Genomic DNA, 20,225 nt, shown 5'->3' with positions numbered 1-20,225 from the left:
GGCTCACACCTCCAGGCCCCCGGCCGACTGCGGGCCCCGCATCAGCCGGTCGACCAGTTCGCTCTCCAGCTCCGCCGCCTCCTCTTCAGACAGCTCGCCGGACTCGCGGGCCTCCGCGACCTCCTCCAGGCGCTGGTGGATCACCGTGGGGTCGTACAGCTCCCGCAGCGCCTCCTGCCGCAGCTGTTCGGAAATCCACGCCACACCGCGCACCGGTGCGAGCGGCAGGGTCAGCAGTCCGGTGATCAGGCCCATGGCTAGCCTCCCTCGTCCCCTTGGCGCAGCGCGTCGGCCACGAAGTCGTACGGGGCCAGCGGCCCCAGCAGCCGCAGCCGGACCCGGCCGTGCCACTGCCGGGCCAACTCCTCCGCGGCCTGCTCGAACGCCTCGCGCCGCTTGTCCTCGATCAGGAAGGCGGCGTTCACGACCCCTTCGGCGGAGGCCGGCTCCGAGGTCGCCACCGCGAGCGCGAACGGCGCCAGCCGGTGCTCGATCTCCCGGGCGTCCGCCTCCCGCTTGACGCCGACGGCCTCCACGACCAGCTGTCCCAGCTGGATGCGCAGGTCGCGCCCGGCGGCCTCAGGCAGCCCTTCCAGCTCCTCGCGCAGCCGCCTGGCCTCGACGTGTTCCTCCAGCACCTCGCGCAACACCTCGTCCTGGACGTAGCGCGCCCTGAGGGTGAACTGCGCGCTGCCCCGGAGCCGGTCGAGGGCCCAGCCGAAGTCGTCGTGGCCCTCGGTCAGCAGTTCTTCGGTCACCGCCTGCGGATCCCGCACCACCATGCCGAACCGCAGCGGCAGCACGGGCATGCCCGTGGCGGCCAGCGTGTCCAGCACCCCGGCGTGGGCGCGCAGATCGTCGGGGGTGCCGAGCGGCTTGCCCGTCGCCACCTCGCTCACCACCGCGGCCAGTCCGCCGTGCCTGATGAAAGTGATCGCAGACCCCTGGTCGCCGACCGTGCCGACGGCAGGCAGGTCCTTGACCGCCTGACCGGCGCGTTCATCCTGTGCGCCCTTCTCGTCCGGAACCACGCCGTACACGTAGCAGGCGTGTCCGTCCTCGGCCGTCACCGCTCGCGCTCCCTGTCACTCGGCCGGCTCGTTCTGCGCCGGGGCCTGTCCTCGTCGTCGCGCCGACGCGGCGCCTCTTCTCTCTCCTCTTCGCCTTCCTCGTCGTCCTCGGGCTGGAGAAGGTCGCTGACCTTCTCCTTGACGCCCTCGATCGCGCCCTTCGTCTTATGGCGTGCGCCACCCTCACGCATCTCGTCCATCAGCCCCGGCAGCCCTCGGGTCTCGGTCCCGCTGCGGGCGATGTCGAGCCGGCTCGTCGCCTCGGCGAACTTGAGATACGTATCGACGCTGGCGATAACGATGCGGGCATCCACCGTCAGCAGCTCGATACCGACCAGTGACACCCGGACATAGACGTCGATGACCAGTCCCTTGTCCAGGATCACGCCGACCACGTCGGCGAGACCGCTGGATGAGGGCCGGTCCAGATAACTGCCCTGCTGGCTTGCTACGGTCACCACGCTCACCCGTTCCGGGGCGGGGGTCCGTCAGCGGCGTGCGCGCCGCCGGGGCTCCTCGACCCCCTCCTCGTCCGCGTCCTCCTCGTACTCGCCTTCCGCTTCCGCCTCTTGGTCGTATTCGTCCTCACCGCCCCGGGCGCCGCGCTCCTCGTCGTCGTACTCGTCCCCCTCGTCGTACTCGTCCCTGGGCTCCTCGTCCTCGTGGTCCTCGTCCTGCGCGGGGGCGACCTCGCCGTCGTGGATCTCACCGCGCCAGCCCTGGACATCGTCGGGGTGCAGGATCACCTCGGACATGACATGCCGGCGGTAGTGCTTGAGCTCCAGCCGCGCACGGCGCCCCTGGGCGCGCCAGAGGTTGCCGGTGTGCTCGAAGAAGCCCTGCGGGTGGTACTGGAGGACCAGCAGGATCCGGGTGAGGTCGGGGGCGATCTCATGGAAGGTGACCGCGCCGTCCACGTGGCCCTTCTGGCCCCGGGACCGCCATACGATGTGCTGGTCGGGCACCTGGTCGATGATCTCGGCGTGCCACTCGCGGTGCGAGAGGAAGATCTGCGCCTTCCAGTCGATCTCCTCGTCGCTCGTCTGCTCGACGTCCTCCACCTTCTTCATGAAGCCGGGGAAGTCCTCGAACCGCGTCCACTGGTCGTAGGCGACCGAGACGGGGACGCCGACGTCGATCTGCTCGACGATATTGGTGACCTTGAGCTTCTTGCCCTTGCCGCCACCATCACCTCCTCCGCCTCCGAGGAGCGGCACGGCGTCCTTGACCTTGTCCTTGACCGTGTCCTTGACCTTCTCCAGGACCTGCTGCGCACCCATCTTGAGCAGCGGCTTCACCGGTGACTTGAGCCCGATGCCACCGCCGTCCCCGAGGTGGCTGACCGTGCTCAGGGCCCGCTCACCGAGCGCGGTGAGCAGGTTCTGCGTCTCCTTCATCAGCCGCTCGGTGGGCAGTTCCTCGGCCAGCGTGGAGAGCGCGCCCAGATGCCGCTGCCCATCCGCTCGTTCAGCCATGGTTCCTCACCCTCGGCTTCGCCGCTCGGACCCTCCGGCACCGACCTTCTTCCTGGGCCGCTCCGGACGGTCGGTCGTCCTCTTGCGCCTGGCCTCACCGGTTTCCCTGGTCCCCTTGGCCTCGTCCGTTTCCTTGGACTCGCCCGTTTCCCTGGACTCCTTGGCCTTGGGCTCCTCGGCCTCCTCGGCCTCCTCGGACTCCTTGGACTCCTTGGTTCCCTTGTGGCCGTCGCCGGAGCGCAGCGCCTCGGCGCGGTGCTCCAGCCGGTCACTCAGCGCGTCGATGCGGTGGCTGGCCGCCGACATGGCCGCCGAGCGCCCCGCGGCCACCAGTTGGTCGCGGACCTCGTGGCCGAGTTTGCCGAGCTCGGAGGGTGTCCCCTGGGCCGGACCCGGCACGCCGCCGCCCGATACAAACCGCCTGCCGGCGGTCAGGCCGGCGAGGGCGAGCGCCGACCGCATCCGGTGGCCGCGCCCGAGGAGATAGCCGCTGGTGAAGGCGAGCGCCACCTGGCCGTTGTTCGTCATCCGCTCATACCTCCCCTGTCGGGTGAGCGCACTATATGGTCATATGACCCAGTATGGTGCATCCGACCCAGCGGATCGCGGCGTGGGGACACTCCGGAGCAAGGTGGGTTATTGAACCTTCACCCAGTCAAGCGTGCGTTCCACGGCCCGTTTCCAGCCCGCGTAGCCCTCTTCCCGCCGCTCCCGGCTCCACTGCGGTTCCCACCGCCTGGACTCCTGCCAATGCGAGCGCAGCTCGTCGGTGTCACGCCAGAACCCGGTGGCCAGGCCCGCGGCGTAGGCGGCGCCCAGCGCGGTGGTCTCGGCGATTCGGGGGCGGCTGACCGGGACGCCGAGGACATCGGCCTGGATCTGCATGCACAGGTCGTTCGCGGTGACCCCGCCGTCCACCTTGAGCACATCGAGGTGGACACCGGAATCCTGGTCCATGGCCTCCACCACGTCCCGGCTCTGGTAGCAGATGGCCTCCAGCGTGGCCCGCGCCAGATGGCCGCCGCTGTGGTAGCGGGACAGGCCGACGATCGCGCCGCGCGCGTCGGAGCGCCAGTACGGGGCGAACAGCCCGGAGAAGGCCGGGACGAAGTAGATCCCGCCGCTGTCCTCGACCGTGCGGGCCAGTCGCTCGCTCGCGGCCGCGTCGTCGATGACCTTCAGCTGGTCGCGCAGCCACTGCACGGCCGAGCCGGTCACCGCGATGGAGCCCTCCAGGGCGTAGACGGTGGGGCCGTCGCCGAACCGGTACGCCACGGTGGTGAGCAGCCCGTTGTGGGAACGGACGACTTCGGTGCCCGTGTTGAGCAGCAGGAAGTTTCCGGTGCCGTAGGTGTTCTTCGCCTCACCGGGCGCGAAGCAGACCTGGCCCACGGTGGCCGCCTGCTGGTCGCCGAGCACACCGGTGACGGGGATGGCGGTGCTCAGCGGGCGGGTGGTGCGGGTGTGGCCGAACGCCTCGGGGTGGGCCGAGGGGTTGATCGTCGGCAGCATCGCCCGGGGTACGCCGAAGATCTCCAGCAGCTCGTCGTCCCAGTCCAGGGTCTCCAGGTTCATCAGCATGGTGCGGCTGGCATTGGTCACATCGGTGGCGTGGACGCCGCCGCCGGGGCCGCCGGTGAGGTTCCACAGCACCCAGCTGTCGGTGTTCCCGAAGAGGGCGTGGCCGCGCTCGGCGGCCTCGCGGACACCGTCGACGTTCTCGAGGATCCATTGGATCTTCGCGCCGGAGAAGTAGGTGGCCGGCGGCAGACCGGCCTTGCGGCGGATGACCTCGCCGCGGCCGTCGCGCTCCAGGGCGGCGGCGATGGTGTCGGTGCGGGTGTCCTGCCAGACGATGGCGTTGTAGTACGGCATCCCGTTGCGCGGATCCCAGACGACGGTGGTCTCCCGCTGATTGGTGATGCCGATCGCGGCCAGGTCGGTGGGGGCCAATCCGCTGGCCCGGATCGCGTTCTGGATGACCGAGTTGGTGCGCTCCCAGATCTCCACCGGGTCGTGTTCGACCCATCCGGAGCGCGGCAGGATCTGGCGGTGTTCCAGCTGGTACTTCGCCACTTCCGCACCGTCGTGGTCGAAGATCATAAAACGGGTGCTGGTGGTTCCCTGGTCCACCGCACCGACGAATTCCGGCATCCTGCCGCCTCTCGTGAATCGTGGTTCGGCTCAGGTCTCGGGGGACGGGGTCTGGCCCACCTCCTGCGGCCCGGGCCCCAGCACCGGGAGGAAGGGGCTGACCAGGATCCGGTAGAGCGCCGCGCCGACCAGACCGCCGACAAGAGGGCCGATGATGGGCACCCAGAAGTAGAAGTTTCCGTACTGATCCCGCCAGGCGGTGCCATAGCCGGTGATGAAGCTGGCGAGGCGCGGGCCGAAGTCACGGGCCGGGTTGATGGCGTAACCCGCGTCGGTGCCCCAGGCCATGCCGATGGCGACCACGATGAGCCCGATGACGACGGCGGCGAGGTTGGCGCCCGGGGGCGTGTTCAGCAGATCGGTGACCGCGAAGACGAGCAGCATCAGGATCGCGGTGCCGATGACCTGGTCGCGCAGCGCACCCCACTCGCTGACCGGAAGCACACCGTTGCCGGGCAGGGTGGAGAAGACGAACTGGGTTTTCAGGGTGTGCCCCGGATCGGCCTTGGCCAGCACTTCGGTGTAGTTCCAGCGCACCAGCAGGGCCGCCACGAACGCCCCGGCGGTCTGCGCGACCGCGTACGGCAGGACCTTGTTCCACGGGAAGCCCTTGAACGCCGCCAGGGAGAGGGTGACGGCGGGGTTGAGGTGGCCGCCGCTGAGCCGGGCCGCGACATACACGCCGAACGTGACGCCGAGCCCCCAGGCCCAGGCGATGCTGTCGTGGTCGCCGAGCCCGCCCGCGACGACCTGTGCGACAACACCGCAGCCGAAGAGGATGAGCACCATGGTGCCGACGAACTCCGCGGACAGCTCGCCGATCAGCCCCGTCCTGTGCGCAACACGCTTCTGCTCGCTCATGGGGCCACCCGTCTCCGGCGCTTTGACGACCATCGTGGACGGGCCGGGTCCCGTCGGCTCGCGCAGCTGGGCCGATCGGGGCAACGTCACGGCACTCAGGGCTGTACGGGGAGGTGGGCGGCCCTGTACTACGGTCGTGGCCGCCTCTGCGGCCGATCACTTTCACCGGAGCTGAACACTCCGAACACTTTCGTGAGACAGGATCAGGAACGCGGATGCCGACAAGCGCAGCCCCCACGAACTGGGCCGGCAACATCACCTTCGGCGCGGCGCGGGTGCACCACCCGGCCTCGGTCGCCGAGCTGCGACGGATCGTCGGCTCCGCCGAACGCGTCCGCGCGCTCGGCACCGGCCACTCCTTCAATCACATAGCCGACACCAGCGGCGATCTGATCCGCCTCGACCGGCTGCCGCACCGGGTCGAGATCGACCCCGACGGCTCGCGGGTGACCGTCGCCGCGGGCATGCGGTACGCGCAGGTCGCCGAGGCCCTGCAGTCGGCCGGGTACGCGCTGGCCAACCTCGCCTCGCTGCCGCACATCACGGTCGCGGGGGCCTGCGCGACCGGCACCCACGGCTCCGGCAACGCACAGCGCAGCCTCGCGGCGGCGGTGGCGGGGCTTGAGATCGTCGGCCCGGAGGGGGACCTGACGCGGCTGAGCCAGGAGGCGGACGGGGACCGGCTGGCCGGGGCGGTGGTCTCGCTGGGCGGCCTTGGCATCGTCACCGGCGTCACCCTGGACATCGAGCCGACGTACGAGGTGGCGCAGTGGGTCTACGACGGGCTGCCCCTGGACCGGCTGGCCGACCGGTTCGACGAGGTGTCCGGCGCCGCGTACAGCGTGAGCGTGTTCACCGACTGGCACTCCGGGGACGGGGTGGTGTGGCTCAAGTGCCGCGCCGACCGGCCCGGTCCGCCCCGGCCGGACCAGCCCTGGCTGGGCGCCCGCCCGGCCGACGGCCCACGCCACCCGGTGCCCGGTATGCCGCCCGCGCACTGCACCCGACAGGCGGGCGTGCCCGGACCGTGGCATGAGCGGCTGCCGCACTTCCGGCCGGACTTCACGCCCAGCAGCGGCGAGGAGCTGCAGTCGGAGCTCATCCTCCCGCGCGACGCGGCGCCCGAGGCCTTCGCGGCGCTGCGCCGGCTGGGCTCCCGGATCGCACCGGTGGTGCTGGTGTCCGAGGTCCGTACGATCGCCGCCGACGACCTGTGGCTGAGCCCGGCGTACGGCCGTGACAGCGTCGCCCTCCACTTCACCTGGGCGCCGGACCGCGCGGCGGTGCTGGAGGTCGTCGCCGCGATGGAGGAGGAGCTGCTGCCGCTGGGGGCGCGCCCGCACTGGGGCAAGCTGACCGCGGCCGCGCCCGGGGACGTGGTGGCAGGCTATGAACGGGCCGCGGACTTCGGGCGGTTGCTGCGCGAGTACGACCCGGCGGGGAAGTTCCGCAATCCGTACCTGGACCGGCTCTTCCCGGTCGGGTGACGAGGGGCCCGGGTGACGAGAGACCGGGTGACGAGGGCCTGTCGGTACTGGGCCGAAGGTCCTTCGCGGGACCCCGGGCAGCCCATGTGGCCCGGGGTCCCGCCGCGGGAGGCTGGTCGTACAGGGCGGAGAAGGAGCCCGCGATGAAGCACCGCAAGATCGGCAATGTGATGACCGACGAGGTCGTACGGGTCGGCTCCGGTGCCTCGCCCCACGAGGTCACGGAACTGCTCGCGCGGTATCGCATCGGCGGGCTGCCCGTGGTGGACGAGGACGAGAAGGTCGTCGGCGTGGTCTCGGGGGCCGATCTACGAGCCGGGTCGGCCGCCCGAACCGCCGGGCAGCTGATGTCGCGGCCCGCGATCACCGTGCGCCCGCAGGACAGCGTGGTCGACGCCGCGCGGACCATGGCGCGGCACGGTGTGGAGCGGCTGCCGGTGATCGACGAGGAGGACCGGCTGATCGGCATCGTCACCCGGCGCGATCTGCTGGGGGTCTTCCTCCGCCCGGACCACGAGATCCGCGCCGAGGTGATCGACGAGGTGCTGGTCCGCTCCCTGTGGCTGCTGCCGCACGCCGTCGACGTCACGGTGACCGACGGGGTGGTGCGGCTGGAGGGGCAGCTGGAGCGGCACAGCGAGGTGCCCATCGCGGTGCGGATGACCGGCCAGGTGGACGGGGTGGTGGCCGTCGTCGACCGCCTCACCTACCGCGTCGACGACGCGGCACCGCTCAGCGGCGCACCCGCGGCGGACCAGAGCCAGGCGACGGACCGGGGGCGGGGGCGGAACGGCGGGCCGGGCTCGAGCAGGTGAAGGAGGTCCGGCATGTACTGGTGGTACGACCACGCGGCGAGCGGCTGGGGCTACACCCTGCTGGCCCTGATCACGCTCGCGCTGTGGGCCCTGGTGGCCCTGGTGGCGGTGGCCCTGTTCCGGCAGGCGGAGCACGGCCTGCACGGTCTGCGCATCCCCTGGTCCCCGGCGGAACGGGTGCTCTCCGAGCGGTTCGCCCGCGGCGAGATCGACGAGGACGAGTACCGGACCCGGCTGGCCGTTCTGCGCGGGCGGACCCCGCCGCCCCAGGCCGGGCCCGGGTGAGGACGGGAGGTCGCGACCCATGATGCGTTCCGGCACCTCACCGCTCAACGGCCGGGTCGTCGTGGGCTTGGACGGCTCCGACAGCGCGTGGGTCGCGCTGGACCGAGCGATCGGCGAGGCCCGGCGCCGCCAGTCGACGCTGGAGATCGTGCACGCCTGGCCGTGGGCGCAGACCGACCCGGTCGCCTTCGGCGTGGTCTCCGAGGCGCAGACCCCGGTGGAGATCGCCAGAACGGTGCTGCGGCTGGCGGTGGCGCGGGTCGCCGAGCAGGCCCCGGAGCTGCGGGTGGTGCCCACCCTCACGGCACAGGACGCGGTGCCGGAGCTGCTGCGCATCGGCAAGGACGCGGCGCTGACCGTCATCGGCACCCGCGGCCTGGGGGGCTTCACCGGGCTGTTGCTCGGCTCGGTCGGGCTGCGGCTGGCCGCGCACACCTCGCGCCCGCTGCTGGTGGTGCGGGGCGACATCCCGGCCGCGTACGGGCCCGAGGGCCACGGCAAGGTCCTGGTCGGGGTCGAGACGGACACCGACGAGGCCGCGGCGCGGTACGCGTTCGAGGAGGCGGTGCGCCGCAGCGCGCGGCTGCGTGTGCTGTACGCGGGGGCGCGCTCGCAGCTGTTCGGCGGCGATCATCCGCTGCCCTCGCAGGAGGATCCGGCGGCGCGGGCCGAGCGGGAGCAGACGGGCGCGCACCAGGTGGTCGCGGCGCTGGGCGAGGAGTTCGAGCAGGTGCGGGTGCGGGAGCACACGACCCACGGCGCCCCGGCGCCCGCCCTGGTGGAGGCCTCGCGCGCGGCGGACGTCGTGGTCCTGCCCGTCCACCGCCGCCCGGCCCGTCTTGGCATGCAGCTCGGCCCGGTCACCCATGCGGTGCTGCACCACTCCCACTGCCCGGTGGTGCTCGTCCCGATCGACCGGCCCGAGTGAGGCCGACCGGGGCGGGAGAGCCCATGCACGGTACGTGCCCAGCGGGGACAATTGGGTATATCAAGACTTAGGGGGCATATCCGAGGGGAAGCGGTTATGAAAGCACTCGTCTTCCACGGACCCGGGCGTCCCTCCTGGGAGGACGTTCCCGACCCCGGCCTCCAGGAGCCCGCCGACGCGATCGTCCGTGTCGACACCACCACCATCTGCGGCACCGATCTGCATATTCTCAGCGGCAATGTGCCGGACGTCCGGCCCGGTACGGTCCTCGGCCACGAGGCCGTCGGCGAGGTCGTCGAGACCGGCGACGACGTACGCACCGTACGCCCCGGGGACCGGGTGCTGGTCTCCTGCATCTCGCCGTGCGGCCGCTGCCGGTTCTGCCGGGAGCAGGCATACGGTCAGTGCCACGGCGGCGGGGGCTGGGTCCTGGGGCGGCTGATCGACGGCGCCCAGGCCGAGTACGTCCGGGTGCCCTTCGCCGATCTGTCCCTGCACCCGCTGACCGGCGCGGCCGACACCCTCGAAGCCGTGCTGCTGGCCGATGTCTTCCCCACCGCCTACGAGGTGGGGGTGTTGAACGCGGGGGTGCGGCCCGGGGACACGGTCGCGGTCGTCGGCACCGGGCCGGTCGGGCTCGCCGCGATCGCCACCGCGGAGCTCTTCTCCCCCGCCCGGATCATCGCCGTCGATCTGCTGTCCAGCCGGCTCGAGGCGGCCAAGCGGCTGGGCGCCGATGCGGTGGTGCAGACCACGGAGGGACCCGAGCCGCTGGTCGACGACCTCACCGGAGGCCTCGGCGCCGATGTGGTGATCGAGGCGGTGGGCACCCCCGAGAGCTTCGAGGCGTGCACGCGCATGGCGCGGCCCGGCGGGCGGATCGCCAACATCGGCGTGCACGGACGGCCCGTGACACTGCATCTGGAGGACCTGTGGATGCGGAATCTGACGATCACCACCGGTCTCGTCGACACCCGCACCACGCCCACGCTGCTGTCCATGCTGACCACCGGACGGCTGCCCGCCGCGGCGTCGCTCATCACCCACACCTTCGAACTCGACCAGATGGAGGAGGCGTACGACGTCTTCTCGCGGGCGGCCGACACCGGTGCGCTCAAGGTCGCGCTCGGGGTGCCCACCAGGCCGCTGGTGCCCACCGGGACGAACGGAGAGAAGTGATCGGACATGTCCGAACCAGCAGGACGGGACCCGGCCACCTCACGGCCGGCCGTCGGCGGCGGCAGCGGCGGTGACGTCGGACGGCGCGTGGCCCAGCGGCGCGAGCGGCTGGGGTTGAGCCGGGAGGAGGTGGCCGCGCGGGCGGGCACGGCGCCGGACTATGTGAAGCATCTGGAGGAATCTCCCACCACCCCCGACCCGGGCTTCCTGCTGCGGCTGGCCGCGGCCCTGGACACCACCGCTGTCGAACTCCAGGGCCGAGGTGCGGCCGGGCCGCCCGGCCCGGGCCCCGGCCGGGAACCCGAGCACCCGGACCTGGTGGAGCTGAGCCCCCGGGAGTGCTACGACCGGCTCTCGGCCCATGGCGTGGGCAGGATCTCGGTGTCCACCTCCCGGGGGCCGACCATCCTCCCGGTCAACTACAGCGTCGTGGACGACGCGGTGATCTTCCGCACCGCTCCGGAAGCCTCCCCGGCCGCCGCCGCGGGGTCCGAGGTCGCCTTCGAGGTGGACCATATCGACGAGGCGCTCAGGGAGGGCTGGAGCGTGCTCGTGGTGGGGCGGGCGCGGCGGGTCACCGACCTGAAGGCGGTACAGCACCTGGCCGGCCGCGCGTACGGCAAACCCTGGCCGGGTGGCAGCCGCGACCTGTGGCTGCGCATCGACCCCACCCGCGTCACGGGGCGCCGGATCCGCGTGCGCTGAGCACGGGGCTGGACACCGCGGCGGAGCCGCCGCCTGCCATTGCGGCGCAGCCCGCCGCCGAGGCAAGGAAGGAGGTCCCGGTGCATCGGACCTCGCACATCGTGAGTGATGTGATGACTCATACCGTCGTCGCCGTCGGCCGCGAGGCCCCGTTCAAGGAGATCGTGAAGACGCTGGAGCAGTGGAAGGTGAGCGCCCTGCCGGTCCTGGAGGGCGAGGGGCGGGTGATCGGTGTGGTCTCGGAGGCCGATCTGCTGCCCAAGGAGGAGTTCCGGGACAGCGATCCGACCCGGCTCGGCCAACTGCGCGACCTGCCGGACATCGTGAAGGCGGGCGCGGTGACCGCCGAGGAGCTGATGACCGCACCCGCCATTACGGTGCACGCGAACGCGACCTTGGCCGAGACCGCCCGGATCATGACCCACCGGCGCGTCAAGCGGCTGCCCGTGGTCGACGACGAGGGTCGGCTGGAGGGCATCGTCAGCCGTGCCGATCTGCTGAAGGTGTTTCTGCGCGCGGACGAGGACATCGAGGAGGAAGTGCGGCGCGAGGTCGTGTCGTATCTCTTCCCGGCCTCGGCGGGGCAGCCGGTGCTGGTGAGCGTGCGGGAGGGCGTGGTCACCCTCACCGGCCAGGTCAGAGACGCCGCCCTGATCCCCGCGGCGGCGCGGCTGATCCGCTCGGTCGAGGGCGTGGTCGACTTCGACAACCGGCTGACCGCCGTCCACCACGTCACCCGGCCGTCGTGACCGCCACGGCCCCGGCCGCCGACGTACCGTCGTGGCCTGCCCGCCGGTAGCCGGTGGCCGCGGCGGCTCAGCCGCCGCGGCTGCTCCAGCGCGGCTCGACCTCGGCCCAGGCCCGCTCCCACTGCGCGGCACGGCCGCGGTCCAGCCGCCACCGTACGACGCGCCGGCCGGCCAGGGTCACCAGGCATACGCCGGTGGCCGCCGTGGCGCCGGTCAGCGCCGCCCGGCTCTCGGCCTCCTGCTGGGTCAGCGGCTCGTGGACCAGTCGGCCGCGCGCGTCGATCCACACCACGGTCGACGCGCCCGCCGCGCGCCCCTCGCGTACCTGAGCGACACCGGTGTGGACCGTGCCGTCGGGCGCCTTCCAGCGCACCTTGGCGGGGACGCGGTCGGCCCTGCTGCCGTCGGCGCGGGGCGTCGCGGCGGGGGCGTCCTCCAGCAGCCGCGCCGGGACGCTGTGCCGCTCGGCGCGCTGCGCCTGCAGGGGCTGCTCCACGGCGGCGGCGGTGACCACACCGGCTGTCGTGCCGCCGACCGCCATCACCAGGCCGGCCACCAGCGCGACCCACGCCTCCACGACGTCCGAACGCCGCTTGAGCGGGTTGCGCCGCCATCTCCACCACAGCCGCCCCCGCGCCTTCGCGCTCATCGCCGCACCCCCTGTCGGTGCTGTCGCGTGCTGCTCGGCGGAAACCCGCCCGGCAGCGCAAGGGCTCCCTGTGTCGACCTTGCCACGCGCGGGCCGCAAGGGCGAGGGCCGGGCAGACCCGGCGGTGGGGACCATCGGCCCCGCCGCCCGACCGCGGGGACCGCGGGACCCGTTCGGCCCTGGCGCGGACTCCCGGGGCGCGCCATGATCGGTATCAGAGGGCCGGGCCACGACAGCCGTGCGGACGGAAGGCCGCCATGACCGACTCACCACACCACACCCCGTCGACTCCGAGCAGTCCGAGCAGCGCCACCACCCCGAGCAGCGCAAGCAGCCCGATCAGGGTGTTCCTGCTGGACGACCACGAGGTCGTACGGCGCGGGCTGCACGACCTCCTCGACGCCGAGCCGGACATCGAGGTGGTCGGCGACGCCGGAACCGTCGCCCAGGCGCTCGCCCGGGGCCCCGCGCTGCGGCCCGATGTCGCGATCCTGGACGTGCGGCTGCCGGACGGGAACGGGGTCGCCGTCTGCCGCGAACTGCGGTCCACCATGCCCGAGCTGGCCTGTCTGATGCTGACGTCGTTCGACGACGACGATGCGCTGCTGGACGCGATCATGGCGGGGGCCGCGGGGTATGTCCTCAAGCAGATCAAGGGCTCCGACCTGGTCTCCGCCGTACGCACGGTCGCGTCCGGCCAGTCGATGCTCGACCCGGCGACCACCACCCGGCTGATGAGCGCCCTGCGCGGGGAGAGCGCCGGGCCGCAGCCGCGTGACGAGTCGCTGGCCGGGCTCTCCACCCGGGAGCGGGAGATCCTGACCCTGATCGGCGAGGGGATGACGAACCGGGAGATCGGCAAGCGGCTCTATCTGTCCGAGAAGACGGTGAAGAACCACATCTCCCGTCTGTTGTCCAAGCTCGGCGTCGAACGCCGCGTCCAGGCGGCGGTGATCGCCACCCATGCGGAACCGCGGCACCCCGGCGGCCACTCCCCCCGGCCGGACTCCGCCCCCTGACGCCGTCCGCAGCCGCCCTCTGAACGCCGTCAGGCTTCCTGCCGCAGCGGAACGCTCCACACCAGCCGCGTGCCGCCGCCCCGCGGCACCTCAAGCGCCAGTTCACCGCCGCGCTGTGCGGCGCGCTCGCCGAGGTTCCGCAGCCCGCTCCGCCGCCCGCCCGCCGGAATGCCCACCCCGTCGTCGGTGATCGTGAGGCTCAGCCGGCCGGACCCGACGACCAGGGAGATCTCCGCGCCATCGGCGCGCGCATGGCGGGCGATATTGGACAGCGCCTCGGCCAGGACCGCGACCACGTCGTCCGCGATCTCGTACGGCACATCGGTGTCGACCAGCCCCTCCGTACGCAGCGAGGGCGTGAACCCCAGCGCGGGCACGGCCTCCTCGACCGTCCTGGCCGTACGCACCCGAAGCCCCTGGGCGGCCGGGCCCGCCTCGTGCGAGCGGAGACCGAAGATCGTCGATCGAATGATCTTGATGGTGTCGTCCAGGTCGTCCACCACCCGCAACAGCCGCTCGGAGCCCTCCGGGTGGTGCACGAAGCGCATGGTGGACTGCAGCGACATCCCCGCGGCGAACAGCCGCTGGATGGCCAGGTCGTGCAGATCGCGGGCGATCCGGTCGCGGTCCTCCAACAGCGCCAACTGCTCGGCGTCGCGCCGCCGCTCGGCCAGCTTCATGGCGATCGCCGCCTGACCGGCGAAGCCGAGCAGCATATCCGTCTCCACCGGGGTGAAGGGCGCACTGCCCGCCGCCCGGGCCAGCGACAGCACCCCCTGGACCCCCTCGCCGGTCCGCATCGGGACCGCCACCGCCGGGCCGAGGCCCGTCCAGCGCGTGGGGCCCAGCGTGATCCGTGGGTCGTTCTCGACATCGACGCTGGTGACGGCCTCGGACGCGAGGAAGGCGGCGCCGGCGAACGAGCCACGGCAGGGCAGCACCAGACCGCGGTGCGCCTCGGCGTCGGTGCCGTCCGCGAGCGCCATCTGGAGGTCGGCGGTCCCCTCGACCGGCAGCGCGAGCACCCCCAGGTCGGCCGCGAGGAGGTGCCGGGCATGTCCGACGATCAGCCCGAGCACCCGGGTCTCGTCCACCCCGGACAGCAGGCCCTGCATGACCTCCGCGTTCGCCTCCAGCCAGCGCTGACGGTGCCTGGCCTCCTCGTACAGCCGGGCGTTCTCGATGGCCACGCCGGCCGCCACGGCGAGGGTGGAAAGCACCGTCTCGTCCTCGCCGTCGAACTCCGCACCGCTGCGCTTCTCCGTCAGATACAGATTGCCGAAGACCTCGTCCCGCACCCGGATGGGCACCCCCAGGAACGAGTGCATGGGCGGATGCCCCGCCGGAAAGCCGTACGAGGCCGGGTGCTCGGACAGCTCGGCCAGCCGCAGCGGCTCGGGGTGGCGGATGAGCTCGCCCAGAATGCCGTGGCCGCACGGCAGCGCCCCGATCGCCGCGGTCTGCTCCTCGTCGACGCCCACGGTCAGAAACTCCGCGAGCCGCCGGTCCTCGCCAATCACGCCCAGGGCGCCGAACTCGGCGTCCACCAGCACCACGGCCGCCTCGACGATCCGCCGCAGCACGTGCGGCAGATCCAGCTCCCGGCCGACCGAGAGCACGGCCTCCAGCAGGCTGTGCACCCGGTCCGGTGTCCCCCGCACCGCGTCGATGCGCAGCTGCAGCTCGTCCAGCAACTCGTCGAGCTGCAGCCGAGGCAGATTCCTGGCGCTCTTCGCGCTGCCCATGCCCACCGGTGCCTCCCTCTCCTTACCGTAGCCGCGCACCGCGGGCAGTGAATGCTGTCCGGAGTCTTGGCGCGAAAGGGCGCGTTGGCTAATGTTCGGCCCTGTTGATTTCGGATTGGTTCGGCAAGCCCCGTATACCGGCTGAACATCGGCATCAAAGAAGGGTGGGCCGCCGATGCCCCTGCCCAGATTCCTACGCAGCTTCCGCCTTCTCTCCCGACTGATCCCGCTGGCCCTGGCCGGAACGCTGGTGGCCCCCGCCCCCGCCGCGACGGCAAGCCCCTCGGCGCCGCCCGCGGACGTGTACAAGCTCCTTGAGGACCCCGAGGTCACCGCGGTCGGGCAGGAGCCGGCCCACGCGCCGCTGACGCCGTACGACAACACCGCGGGCGCACTCAAGGGCGACCAGGACACCCCCTGGACCAAGTCGCTCGACGGCTCCTGGAAGATCCATATGTCCGATCGCCCCGAAGATGTCCCGAAGGACTTCTTCGCCGAGGGCCACGACACCTCGGGGGCGGGCTGGCGCAGCGTGAGCGTGCCGCACACCTGGCAGACGGACGGCCTGGACCACCCCGTGTTCCGCAACATCCCCACCGAGATGTACCCGGACGACCCTCCGAAGGTGCCGCACGACGTCAACCCCACCGGCGCCTACGTCAAGACCTTCGAGCTGCCCAAGAGCTGGGAGAAACGGCGCACATTCCTCCGGTTCGAGGGCGTCACCAGCGGCTATCTGGTCTGGGTCAACGGCTCGTACGCCGGGTACGACCAGGGCGGCTACACACCTGCCGAGTTCGACATCAGCGAGCGGCTTCACCCGGGCCGGAACACGGTCGCGGTGCAGGTGCACCGCTGGGGCTCGGGAGCCCATATGGAGGACTACGACCAGTGGCGCTTCGCCGGCATCTTCCGCTCGGTCGGCTTGTACTCCACCCCGGCGACCCATCTGCGTGACGTCACCATCAAGACCGACCTGGACGCCGCCTACCGAGACGCCCGGCTGACCGCCCGGGTCGACGTCGCCGCCAAGAGCGCGGACGGCCAAGCGGACGGCGTGGGTGAGCAGAAGGTCACCGGGACGCTGTACGACCGACTCGGACGCAAGGTGACAACGATGTCGGGAACGGTCGATCCCGGCGGCGGCACCGCATCAGCAACCCTCAGCGCCCAGGTGTCCGACCCGGACAAGTGGACCGACGAGACGCCGAACCTCTACACCCTCGTCGTCCAACTCCACGGCGCCGACGGCCGGGTCACCCACACCACCGCCCAGCCGGTCGGCTTCCGCGAGACAGAGATCAAGGACAAGCAGCTTCTCGTCAACGGCCAACGCATCCTCATCAAGGGCGTCAACCGCGCCGAGACCGATCCGAAGACCGGCCGTCACGCCACCAGGGAGCGCACCGCCTCCGACGTCTCCCTGATGAAACAGCTCAACATCAACTCCATCCGCACCTCGCACTACCCGTCCGATCCGTATCTGTACGAGCTGGCCGACGCGCGCGGACTGTGGATCGACGACGAGGTCGACATCGAGACCCACCACCACGACGGCTGCCCCGACGACTGCCTGGCCGACCGGCCCGAGTGGCAGAAGGCGTTCCTGGACCGGCTGACCGCGATGTACGAGCGGGACAAGAACCACCCCAGCGTCCTGATGTGGGACACCGGCAACGAGGCGGGCCTGGGCAAGGCCCACTACGCGATGGCCGAGTTCCTGGACCGTGAGGACCCCGCCCGCCCGGTCTACCACCAGCCCAACAACCCTGACGGCGACGCCCCGTTCGCCGATGTCTGGGGGCCGCGCTACCCCTCCCCCGCGGGTCTGGAGGAGAAGGCCAAGGCCACCACCAAGCCCATCATCATGGGCGAGTACGCCCACGCCATGGGCAACTCGCTCGGCAACTTCCGGGAGTTCTGGGACGTCGTCCGCAAATACCCCCAGGTCCAGGGCGGCTACATCTGGGACTGGGCGGAACAGAACATCGCCCAGCCGCTGCTCACCACCCCCGACTCCTCCGGCAACGACATCCTGTCCTACGTCTCCGGAAAGCCGGACCTGGTGGCGGGGTACCGGGGCAAGGCGCTGAAGCTGTCCGGGCTCGACGACTTCGTCGAGGTCTACCGCGATCCGAAGCTGGACGCGGTGTCGGACGGGCTCACCCTGGACGCCCGGGTGAAACCCGCCGGCTGGACCGGTGCCTTCACCGTGATCGCGAAGGGCGACCACAGCTACGCCCTCAAGATGCGCGACAAGGACACCCTGGAGTTCTTCGTCTACGGGGACGGGGAGTGGCACACCGTCGCGGCCGATGTCCCCGAGGACTGGTACGGCTCCTGGCACCGCGTATCCGGCACCTTCGACGGCTCGGCGCTGACGCTCTACATCGACGGCGAACGGGCCGCCGCCGCCGACTGGAGCGGAAAGGTCACCTACTCCGCCCAGCCGGTGAACATCGGCCGCAACCCGGAGACCGACCAGGAGAACATCCGCAGCCGCATGGCACACGGCACGGTCGACCAGGTCCGCGTCTACCACAAGGCGCTGAGCCCCGACCGGCTCGCCGCCGACCCCAGCTCGGAAGCAGTGCTCGCGCTCGACTTCGACCGGCTCGACCACAAGGGGGAGTTCCTGTCCTACGGATCCGGAACCGGCGGGGTCGACGGCGTGGTCTCCTCCGACCGCACCGTACAGCCCGAGGCCCGCACCATGGCCGCGGTCCACGCCCCGGTCCGGATCTCCGGCCCCGAGGCCGCCGCGGGGCGGATCGACGTGCTGAACGAGCGCTCCTTCACCGGCACCGACGACCTGCGGCTGCGCTGGCGAATCACCGAGGGGGCCAGGACCCTGGCCCACGGGACCCGCTCCATCGACCTCGACCCCGCCGAGCGACAGCGCATCCGGCTCCCGAAGCCGCCCGCCAACCCCAAGGACGCCGACCGGCAGCTCACCGTGGAGGCGGTGCTGGCCGAGGACACCGCCTGGGCGAAGGCCGGGCACCGCGTCGCGGTCGAGCAGTTCGACATCGGCGGCGCGCAGCTCGCGGGCACCACACCCGCCACGGTGCCCGGCAGACTGACCACCAGCACGGCCGACGGCCGGATCACCGTCACCGGGAAGGACTTCTCGTACGGGTTCGACCACGCGAGCGGTGAGCTGGTCTCGATGCGGGCCGACGGCCGGGAACTGCTCACCTCCGGCCCCGAACTCGACGCCTGGCGCGCCCCGGTCAGCAATGAGATCGGCTCCGAGGAAGGACCGTGGCGCGAGGCGGGCCTGGACCGGCTCCGGACCGAGCCGGGCAAGGTCACGGTCGCCGAGCGGGGCGGCGAGGTCACCGTCACCGTGCCTTCCTCGGCCGCAGCGCCCGGCACCGAGGACTCCTCCTTCGCGCAGACCCTCCGGTACACGGTCAGCGGCACCGGGGAGCTGCGCCTGGACCACCGCGTCGAGGCGCGGGGCAAGGCGCGCACGGTGCCCTACCTGCCCCGCATCGGGCTCTCGCTGCGGCTGCCCGAGCGGTACGACACGTTCACCTGGTACGGGCGCGGGCCGCAGGAGAACTACAACGACCGCGAGGACGGCGCCCCGGTGGGGGTGTACTCGACGGACGTGGACGAGCAGTTCGCGGGGTACACCAGGCCGCAGGACTACGGGAACCACGAGGACGTCCGCTGGGCGTCGCTGTCCGACGGCAAGAGCGGTCTGCTGGTTTCCGGCTCGGGCTCGGGCTCCGGGGGCTTCTCGGCCGGGGTCACGCCGTACACCGGCATCGACCGCGCCGCATACCCGTTCGCCCTCCAGAAGGACCCCGGCGGCAACACCCTGCACCTGGATCACGCGGTGAGCGGCGTGAGCGAGACCTTCCACACCGTGCTGCCCCAGTACCAGGTGCGGCCGGCACGGGAGTACGCCTACACACTCCGGCTGCGCCCGCTGACCCGCGCCGAGGCCGGCACCGGATCTCCGCGCGGACCAGTCGTCTGCGCCCCCGAGGCCGAGCTCACCGCCACCGACACGACCGTGCCGGCCGGCGGCTCCACCTCGGCCGAACTGACCGTCACCAACCCCTGCGACACCCCGCTGCACGATGTCACCGCGGCCTTCGACCCGGCCGACGGCTGGACGGCCGAGCCCGGTTCCGCCGAGCTCGACGACCTCGCTCCGGGCAGGACCGCGACCGTACAAGCCAAGATCACCCGCGGCGAGAACACCCCCGACGGGCTGCGGCCCGCCGTCGCCGCGCTCCGCGCGACCTCGGCCGGCGGGGCGCGCGTGAGCGCCTCGGCGTCGGTCGACCTCGACGGCACCCCTCCCCCGCCGCGCGGCGAGGTCTCCGTGTCCACGCTCGACTTCATCACCGCGGACAACGGCTGGGGCCCCATCGAACGGAACCGCAGCAACGGCGAGTCCGCCCCCGGCGACGGCAAGGCGCTCACCATCGGCGGCAAAACCTACGAGCACGGCCTCGGCGTGCACGCCGACTCGACAGTGGAGGTCTTCCTGGGCGGCAACTGCTCGACGTTCACCGCCGAGGCGGGGGTGGACGACGAGGTGGCGGGCGACGGCAGCGTCGCGTTCGAGGTCTACGCCGACGGCGAGCGGGTCCACCGCGGCGACGTCGTCACCGGCGCGGACGCCGCCGTGCCGATCGAGGCCAAGGTCGAGGGCGCCCAGGTGCTACGCCTGCGGGTCACCGACGGAGGCGACGGGAACGCCCACGACCATGCGGATTGGGGGGCGGCGGCAGTGCGCTGCGGCGCGGCCTGACGCGGGCTGTCCCGGCCCACCCCATGGACCGGGACGGCTCTTCCTCACCCCCGGTAAAAAAACTGCTTGATGGAGTACTTGCTCGAGATCAAGCACTTTCAAAACACCAGGGGTGTCCGGGCTCCAGACCGCCCGCCACCCGCGGCGCGCCACCCGGCAACGCACCGGAGCCGCCCCCCTCCTCACCCGTAGCCCGCCGCTTTGCGCCAAAGGCGCGCGCACCCGGCGACCGGGAATGCCGATGCTTCTATTGGTGTCAAGCTGTTTGGGTGAGGTTGTTTTGTGTGGTGTGTCGGGTGGTGAGGGTGTGGTAGAGCTCGCGGGTGAGGT

The 20,225-nt window shown here is 71.7% G+C and carries 18 protein-coding genes; 9 read left to right on the top strand and 9 right to left on the bottom strand.

The window, feature by feature from the left end; all coding sequences use genetic code 11:
* Positions 1 to 3 precede the first annotated feature (3 nt).
* The 7 genes from ACWDSL_RS19055 to ACWDSL_RS19025 all read right to left on the bottom strand — a co-directional run bounded on the left by ACWDSL_RS19055 (position 4) and on the right by ACWDSL_RS19025 (position 5,560).
* The gene (locus ACWDSL_RS19055; protein ID WP_450486775.1) at positions 4 to 255 is read right to left on the bottom strand and encodes a gas vesicle protein GvpG; all 252 of its coding nucleotides are present in this window, start codon (positions 253 to 255) and stop codon (positions 4 to 6) included.
* A 2-nt stretch (positions 256 to 257) separates the two neighbouring features.
* Complete coding sequence (locus ACWDSL_RS19050) at positions 258 to 1,070, bottom strand: GvpL/GvpF family gas vesicle protein (protein ID WP_450486773.1); 813 nt, start codon at positions 1,068 to 1,070, stop codon at positions 258 to 260.
* Positions 1,067 to 1,528 carry a gas vesicle protein GvpJ gene (gene gvpJ, locus ACWDSL_RS19045; RefSeq protein ID WP_450486772.1) on the bottom strand — a complete coding sequence of 154 codons (462 nt, stop codon included), beginning with the start codon at positions 1,526 to 1,528 and terminating at the stop codon, positions 1,067 to 1,069. The genes ACWDSL_RS19050 and gvpJ overlap by 4 nt, the downstream gene beginning before the upstream one ends.
* A 30-nt stretch (positions 1,529 to 1,558) precedes the next feature.
* Entirely contained in the window at positions 1,559 to 2,545 is a 987-nt protein-coding gene (locus ACWDSL_RS19040; protein ID WP_450486770.1) for an SRPBCC family protein, read from the bottom strand.
* 6 nt (positions 2,546 to 2,551) lie between these two features.
* Positions 2,552 to 3,073 (bottom strand): hypothetical protein, encoded by a 522-nt coding sequence (locus tag ACWDSL_RS19035; protein ID WP_450486768.1) that lies wholly within the window; start codon positions 3,071 to 3,073, stop codon positions 2,552 to 2,554.
* 108 nt (positions 3,074 to 3,181) lie between these two features.
* Positions 3,182 to 4,699 carry a glycerol kinase GlpK gene (glpK, locus tag ACWDSL_RS19030; RefSeq protein ID WP_450486767.1) on the bottom strand — a complete coding sequence of 506 codons (1,518 nt, stop codon included), beginning with the start codon at positions 4,697 to 4,699 and terminating at the stop codon, positions 3,182 to 3,184.
* A gap of 30 nt (positions 4,700 to 4,729) precedes the next feature.
* Positions 4,730 to 5,560 carry an MIP/aquaporin family protein gene (locus ACWDSL_RS19025; RefSeq protein ID WP_450486765.1) on the bottom strand — a complete coding sequence of 277 codons (831 nt, stop codon included), beginning with the start codon at positions 5,558 to 5,560 and terminating at the stop codon, positions 4,730 to 4,732.
* 215 nt (positions 5,561 to 5,775) lie between these two features.
* Here ACWDSL_RS19025 and ACWDSL_RS19020 point away from each other — a divergent pair, with 215 nt between their 5' ends.
* From ACWDSL_RS19020 to ACWDSL_RS18990, 7 genes are all read left to right on the top strand, one after another.
* On the top strand, positions 5,776 to 7,047 hold the full coding sequence (locus ACWDSL_RS19020; RefSeq protein WP_450486763.1) for an FAD-binding protein: 1,272 nt from the start codon (positions 5,776 to 5,778) through the stop codon (positions 7,045 to 7,047).
* Between the two features lie 143 nt (positions 7,048 to 7,190).
* A complete protein-coding gene (locus tag ACWDSL_RS19015) occupies positions 7,191 to 7,862 on the top strand; it encodes a CBS domain-containing protein (RefSeq protein ID WP_450486761.1) in 672 nt (223 codons plus the stop codon).
* A 12-nt stretch (positions 7,863 to 7,874) separates the two neighbouring features.
* Complete coding sequence (locus ACWDSL_RS19010) at positions 7,875 to 8,147, top strand: SHOCT domain-containing protein (RefSeq protein WP_450486759.1); 273 nt, start codon at positions 7,875 to 7,877, stop codon at positions 8,145 to 8,147.
* Between the two features lie 19 nt (positions 8,148 to 8,166).
* The gene (locus ACWDSL_RS19005; protein WP_450486757.1) at positions 8,167 to 9,075 is read left to right on the top strand and encodes a universal stress protein; all 909 of its coding nucleotides are present in this window, start codon (positions 8,167 to 8,169) and stop codon (positions 9,073 to 9,075) included.
* A gap of 96 nt (positions 9,076 to 9,171) precedes the next feature.
* On the top strand, positions 9,172 to 10,254 hold the full coding sequence (locus ACWDSL_RS19000) for a zinc-dependent alcohol dehydrogenase family protein (protein ID WP_450486755.1): 1,083 nt from the start codon (positions 9,172 to 9,174) through the stop codon (positions 10,252 to 10,254).
* Between the two features lie 6 nt (positions 10,255 to 10,260).
* Positions 10,261 to 10,959: a pyridoxamine 5'-phosphate oxidase family protein gene (locus ACWDSL_RS18995; protein WP_450486754.1), complete on the top strand. Its 699-nt coding sequence runs from the start codon at positions 10,261 to 10,263 to the stop codon at positions 10,957 to 10,959.
* 80 nt (positions 10,960 to 11,039) lie between these two features.
* On the top strand, positions 11,040 to 11,708 hold the full coding sequence (locus tag ACWDSL_RS18990) for a CBS domain-containing protein (RefSeq protein ID WP_450486752.1): 669 nt from the start codon (positions 11,040 to 11,042) through the stop codon (positions 11,706 to 11,708).
* Positions 11,709 to 11,775: 67 nt separating this feature from the next.
* Here ACWDSL_RS18990 and ACWDSL_RS18985 read toward each other — a convergent pair whose 3' ends face one another.
* Positions 11,776 to 12,357, bottom strand: coding sequence for an Rv1733c family protein (locus ACWDSL_RS18985; protein WP_450486750.1), 582 nt, complete (start codon positions 12,355 to 12,357; stop codon positions 11,776 to 11,778).
* 257 nt (positions 12,358 to 12,614) lie between these two features.
* Here ACWDSL_RS18985 and ACWDSL_RS18980 point away from each other — a divergent pair, with 257 nt between their 5' ends.
* On the top strand, positions 12,615 to 13,376 hold the full coding sequence (locus ACWDSL_RS18980; protein WP_450486748.1) for a response regulator: 762 nt from the start codon (positions 12,615 to 12,617) through the stop codon (positions 13,374 to 13,376).
* A 29-nt stretch (positions 13,377 to 13,405) separates the two neighbouring features.
* On the opposite strand, the gene ACWDSL_RS18975 is transcribed toward ACWDSL_RS18980, so the two are convergent.
* Positions 13,406 to 15,121, bottom strand: coding sequence for a GAF domain-containing protein (locus ACWDSL_RS18975; protein WP_450486837.1), 1,716 nt, complete (start codon positions 15,119 to 15,121; stop codon positions 13,406 to 13,408).
* Between the two features lie 175 nt (positions 15,122 to 15,296).
* Here ACWDSL_RS18975 and ACWDSL_RS18970 point away from each other — a divergent pair, with 175 nt between their 5' ends.
* Complete coding sequence (locus ACWDSL_RS18970) at positions 15,297 to 19,895, top strand: glycoside hydrolase family 2 TIM barrel-domain containing protein (protein WP_450486746.1); 4,599 nt, start codon at positions 15,297 to 15,299, stop codon at positions 19,893 to 19,895.
* Positions 19,896 to 20,225 lie beyond the last annotated feature (330 nt).

It is taken from the genome of Streptomyces sp. NPDC000941 (genome assembly GCF_053599555.1).
Note: the sequence above shows the minus strand (reverse complement) of the source record. Positions and strands in the feature narration are given on the sequence as shown.

Coding starts and splice junctions, on each gene's coding strand:
- ACWDSL_RS19035 (WP_450486768.1), bottom strand. CDS start 3,073: ATGACGAACAACGGCCAGGTGGCGCTCGCCTTCACCAGCGGCTATCTC.
- glpK (WP_450486767.1), bottom strand. CDS start 4,699: ATGCCGGAATTCGTCGGTGCGGTGGACCAGGGAACCACCAGCACCCGT.
- ACWDSL_RS18995 (WP_450486754.1), top strand. CDS start 10,261: ATGTCCGAACCAGCAGGACGGGACCCGGCCACCTCACGGCCGGCCGTC.
- ACWDSL_RS18975 (WP_450486837.1), bottom strand. CDS start 15,121: ATGGGCAGCGCGAAGAGCGCCAGGAATCTGCCTCGGCTGCAGCTCGAC.
- ACWDSL_RS19000 (WP_450486755.1), top strand. CDS start 9,172: ATGAAAGCACTCGTCTTCCACGGACCCGGGCGTCCCTCCTGGGAGGAC.
- ACWDSL_RS19015 (WP_450486761.1), top strand. CDS start 7,191: ATGAAGCACCGCAAGATCGGCAATGTGATGACCGACGAGGTCGTACGG.
- ACWDSL_RS19025 (WP_450486765.1), bottom strand. CDS start 5,560: ATGAGCGAGCAGAAGCGTGTTGCGCACAGGACGGGGCTGATCGGCGAG.
- ACWDSL_RS19020 (WP_450486763.1), top strand. CDS start 5,776: ATGCCGACAAGCGCAGCCCCCACGAACTGGGCCGGCAACATCACCTTC.
- ACWDSL_RS18970 (WP_450486746.1), top strand. CDS start 15,297: ATGCCCCTGCCCAGATTCCTACGCAGCTTCCGCCTTCTCTCCCGACTG.
- ACWDSL_RS19055 (WP_450486775.1), bottom strand. CDS start 255: ATGGGCCTGATCACCGGACTGCTGACCCTGCCGCTCGCACCGGTGCGC.
- ACWDSL_RS18980 (WP_450486748.1), top strand. CDS start 12,615: ATGACCGACTCACCACACCACACCCCGTCGACTCCGAGCAGTCCGAGC.
- ACWDSL_RS19040 (WP_450486770.1), bottom strand. CDS start 2,545: ATGGCTGAACGAGCGGATGGGCAGCGGCATCTGGGCGCGCTCTCCACG.
- ACWDSL_RS18985 (WP_450486750.1), bottom strand. CDS start 12,357: ATGAGCGCGAAGGCGCGGGGGCGGCTGTGGTGGAGATGGCGGCGCAAC.
- ACWDSL_RS19005 (WP_450486757.1), top strand. CDS start 8,167: ATGATGCGTTCCGGCACCTCACCGCTCAACGGCCGGGTCGTCGTGGGC.
- ACWDSL_RS19010 (WP_450486759.1), top strand. CDS start 7,875: ATGTACTGGTGGTACGACCACGCGGCGAGCGGCTGGGGCTACACCCTG.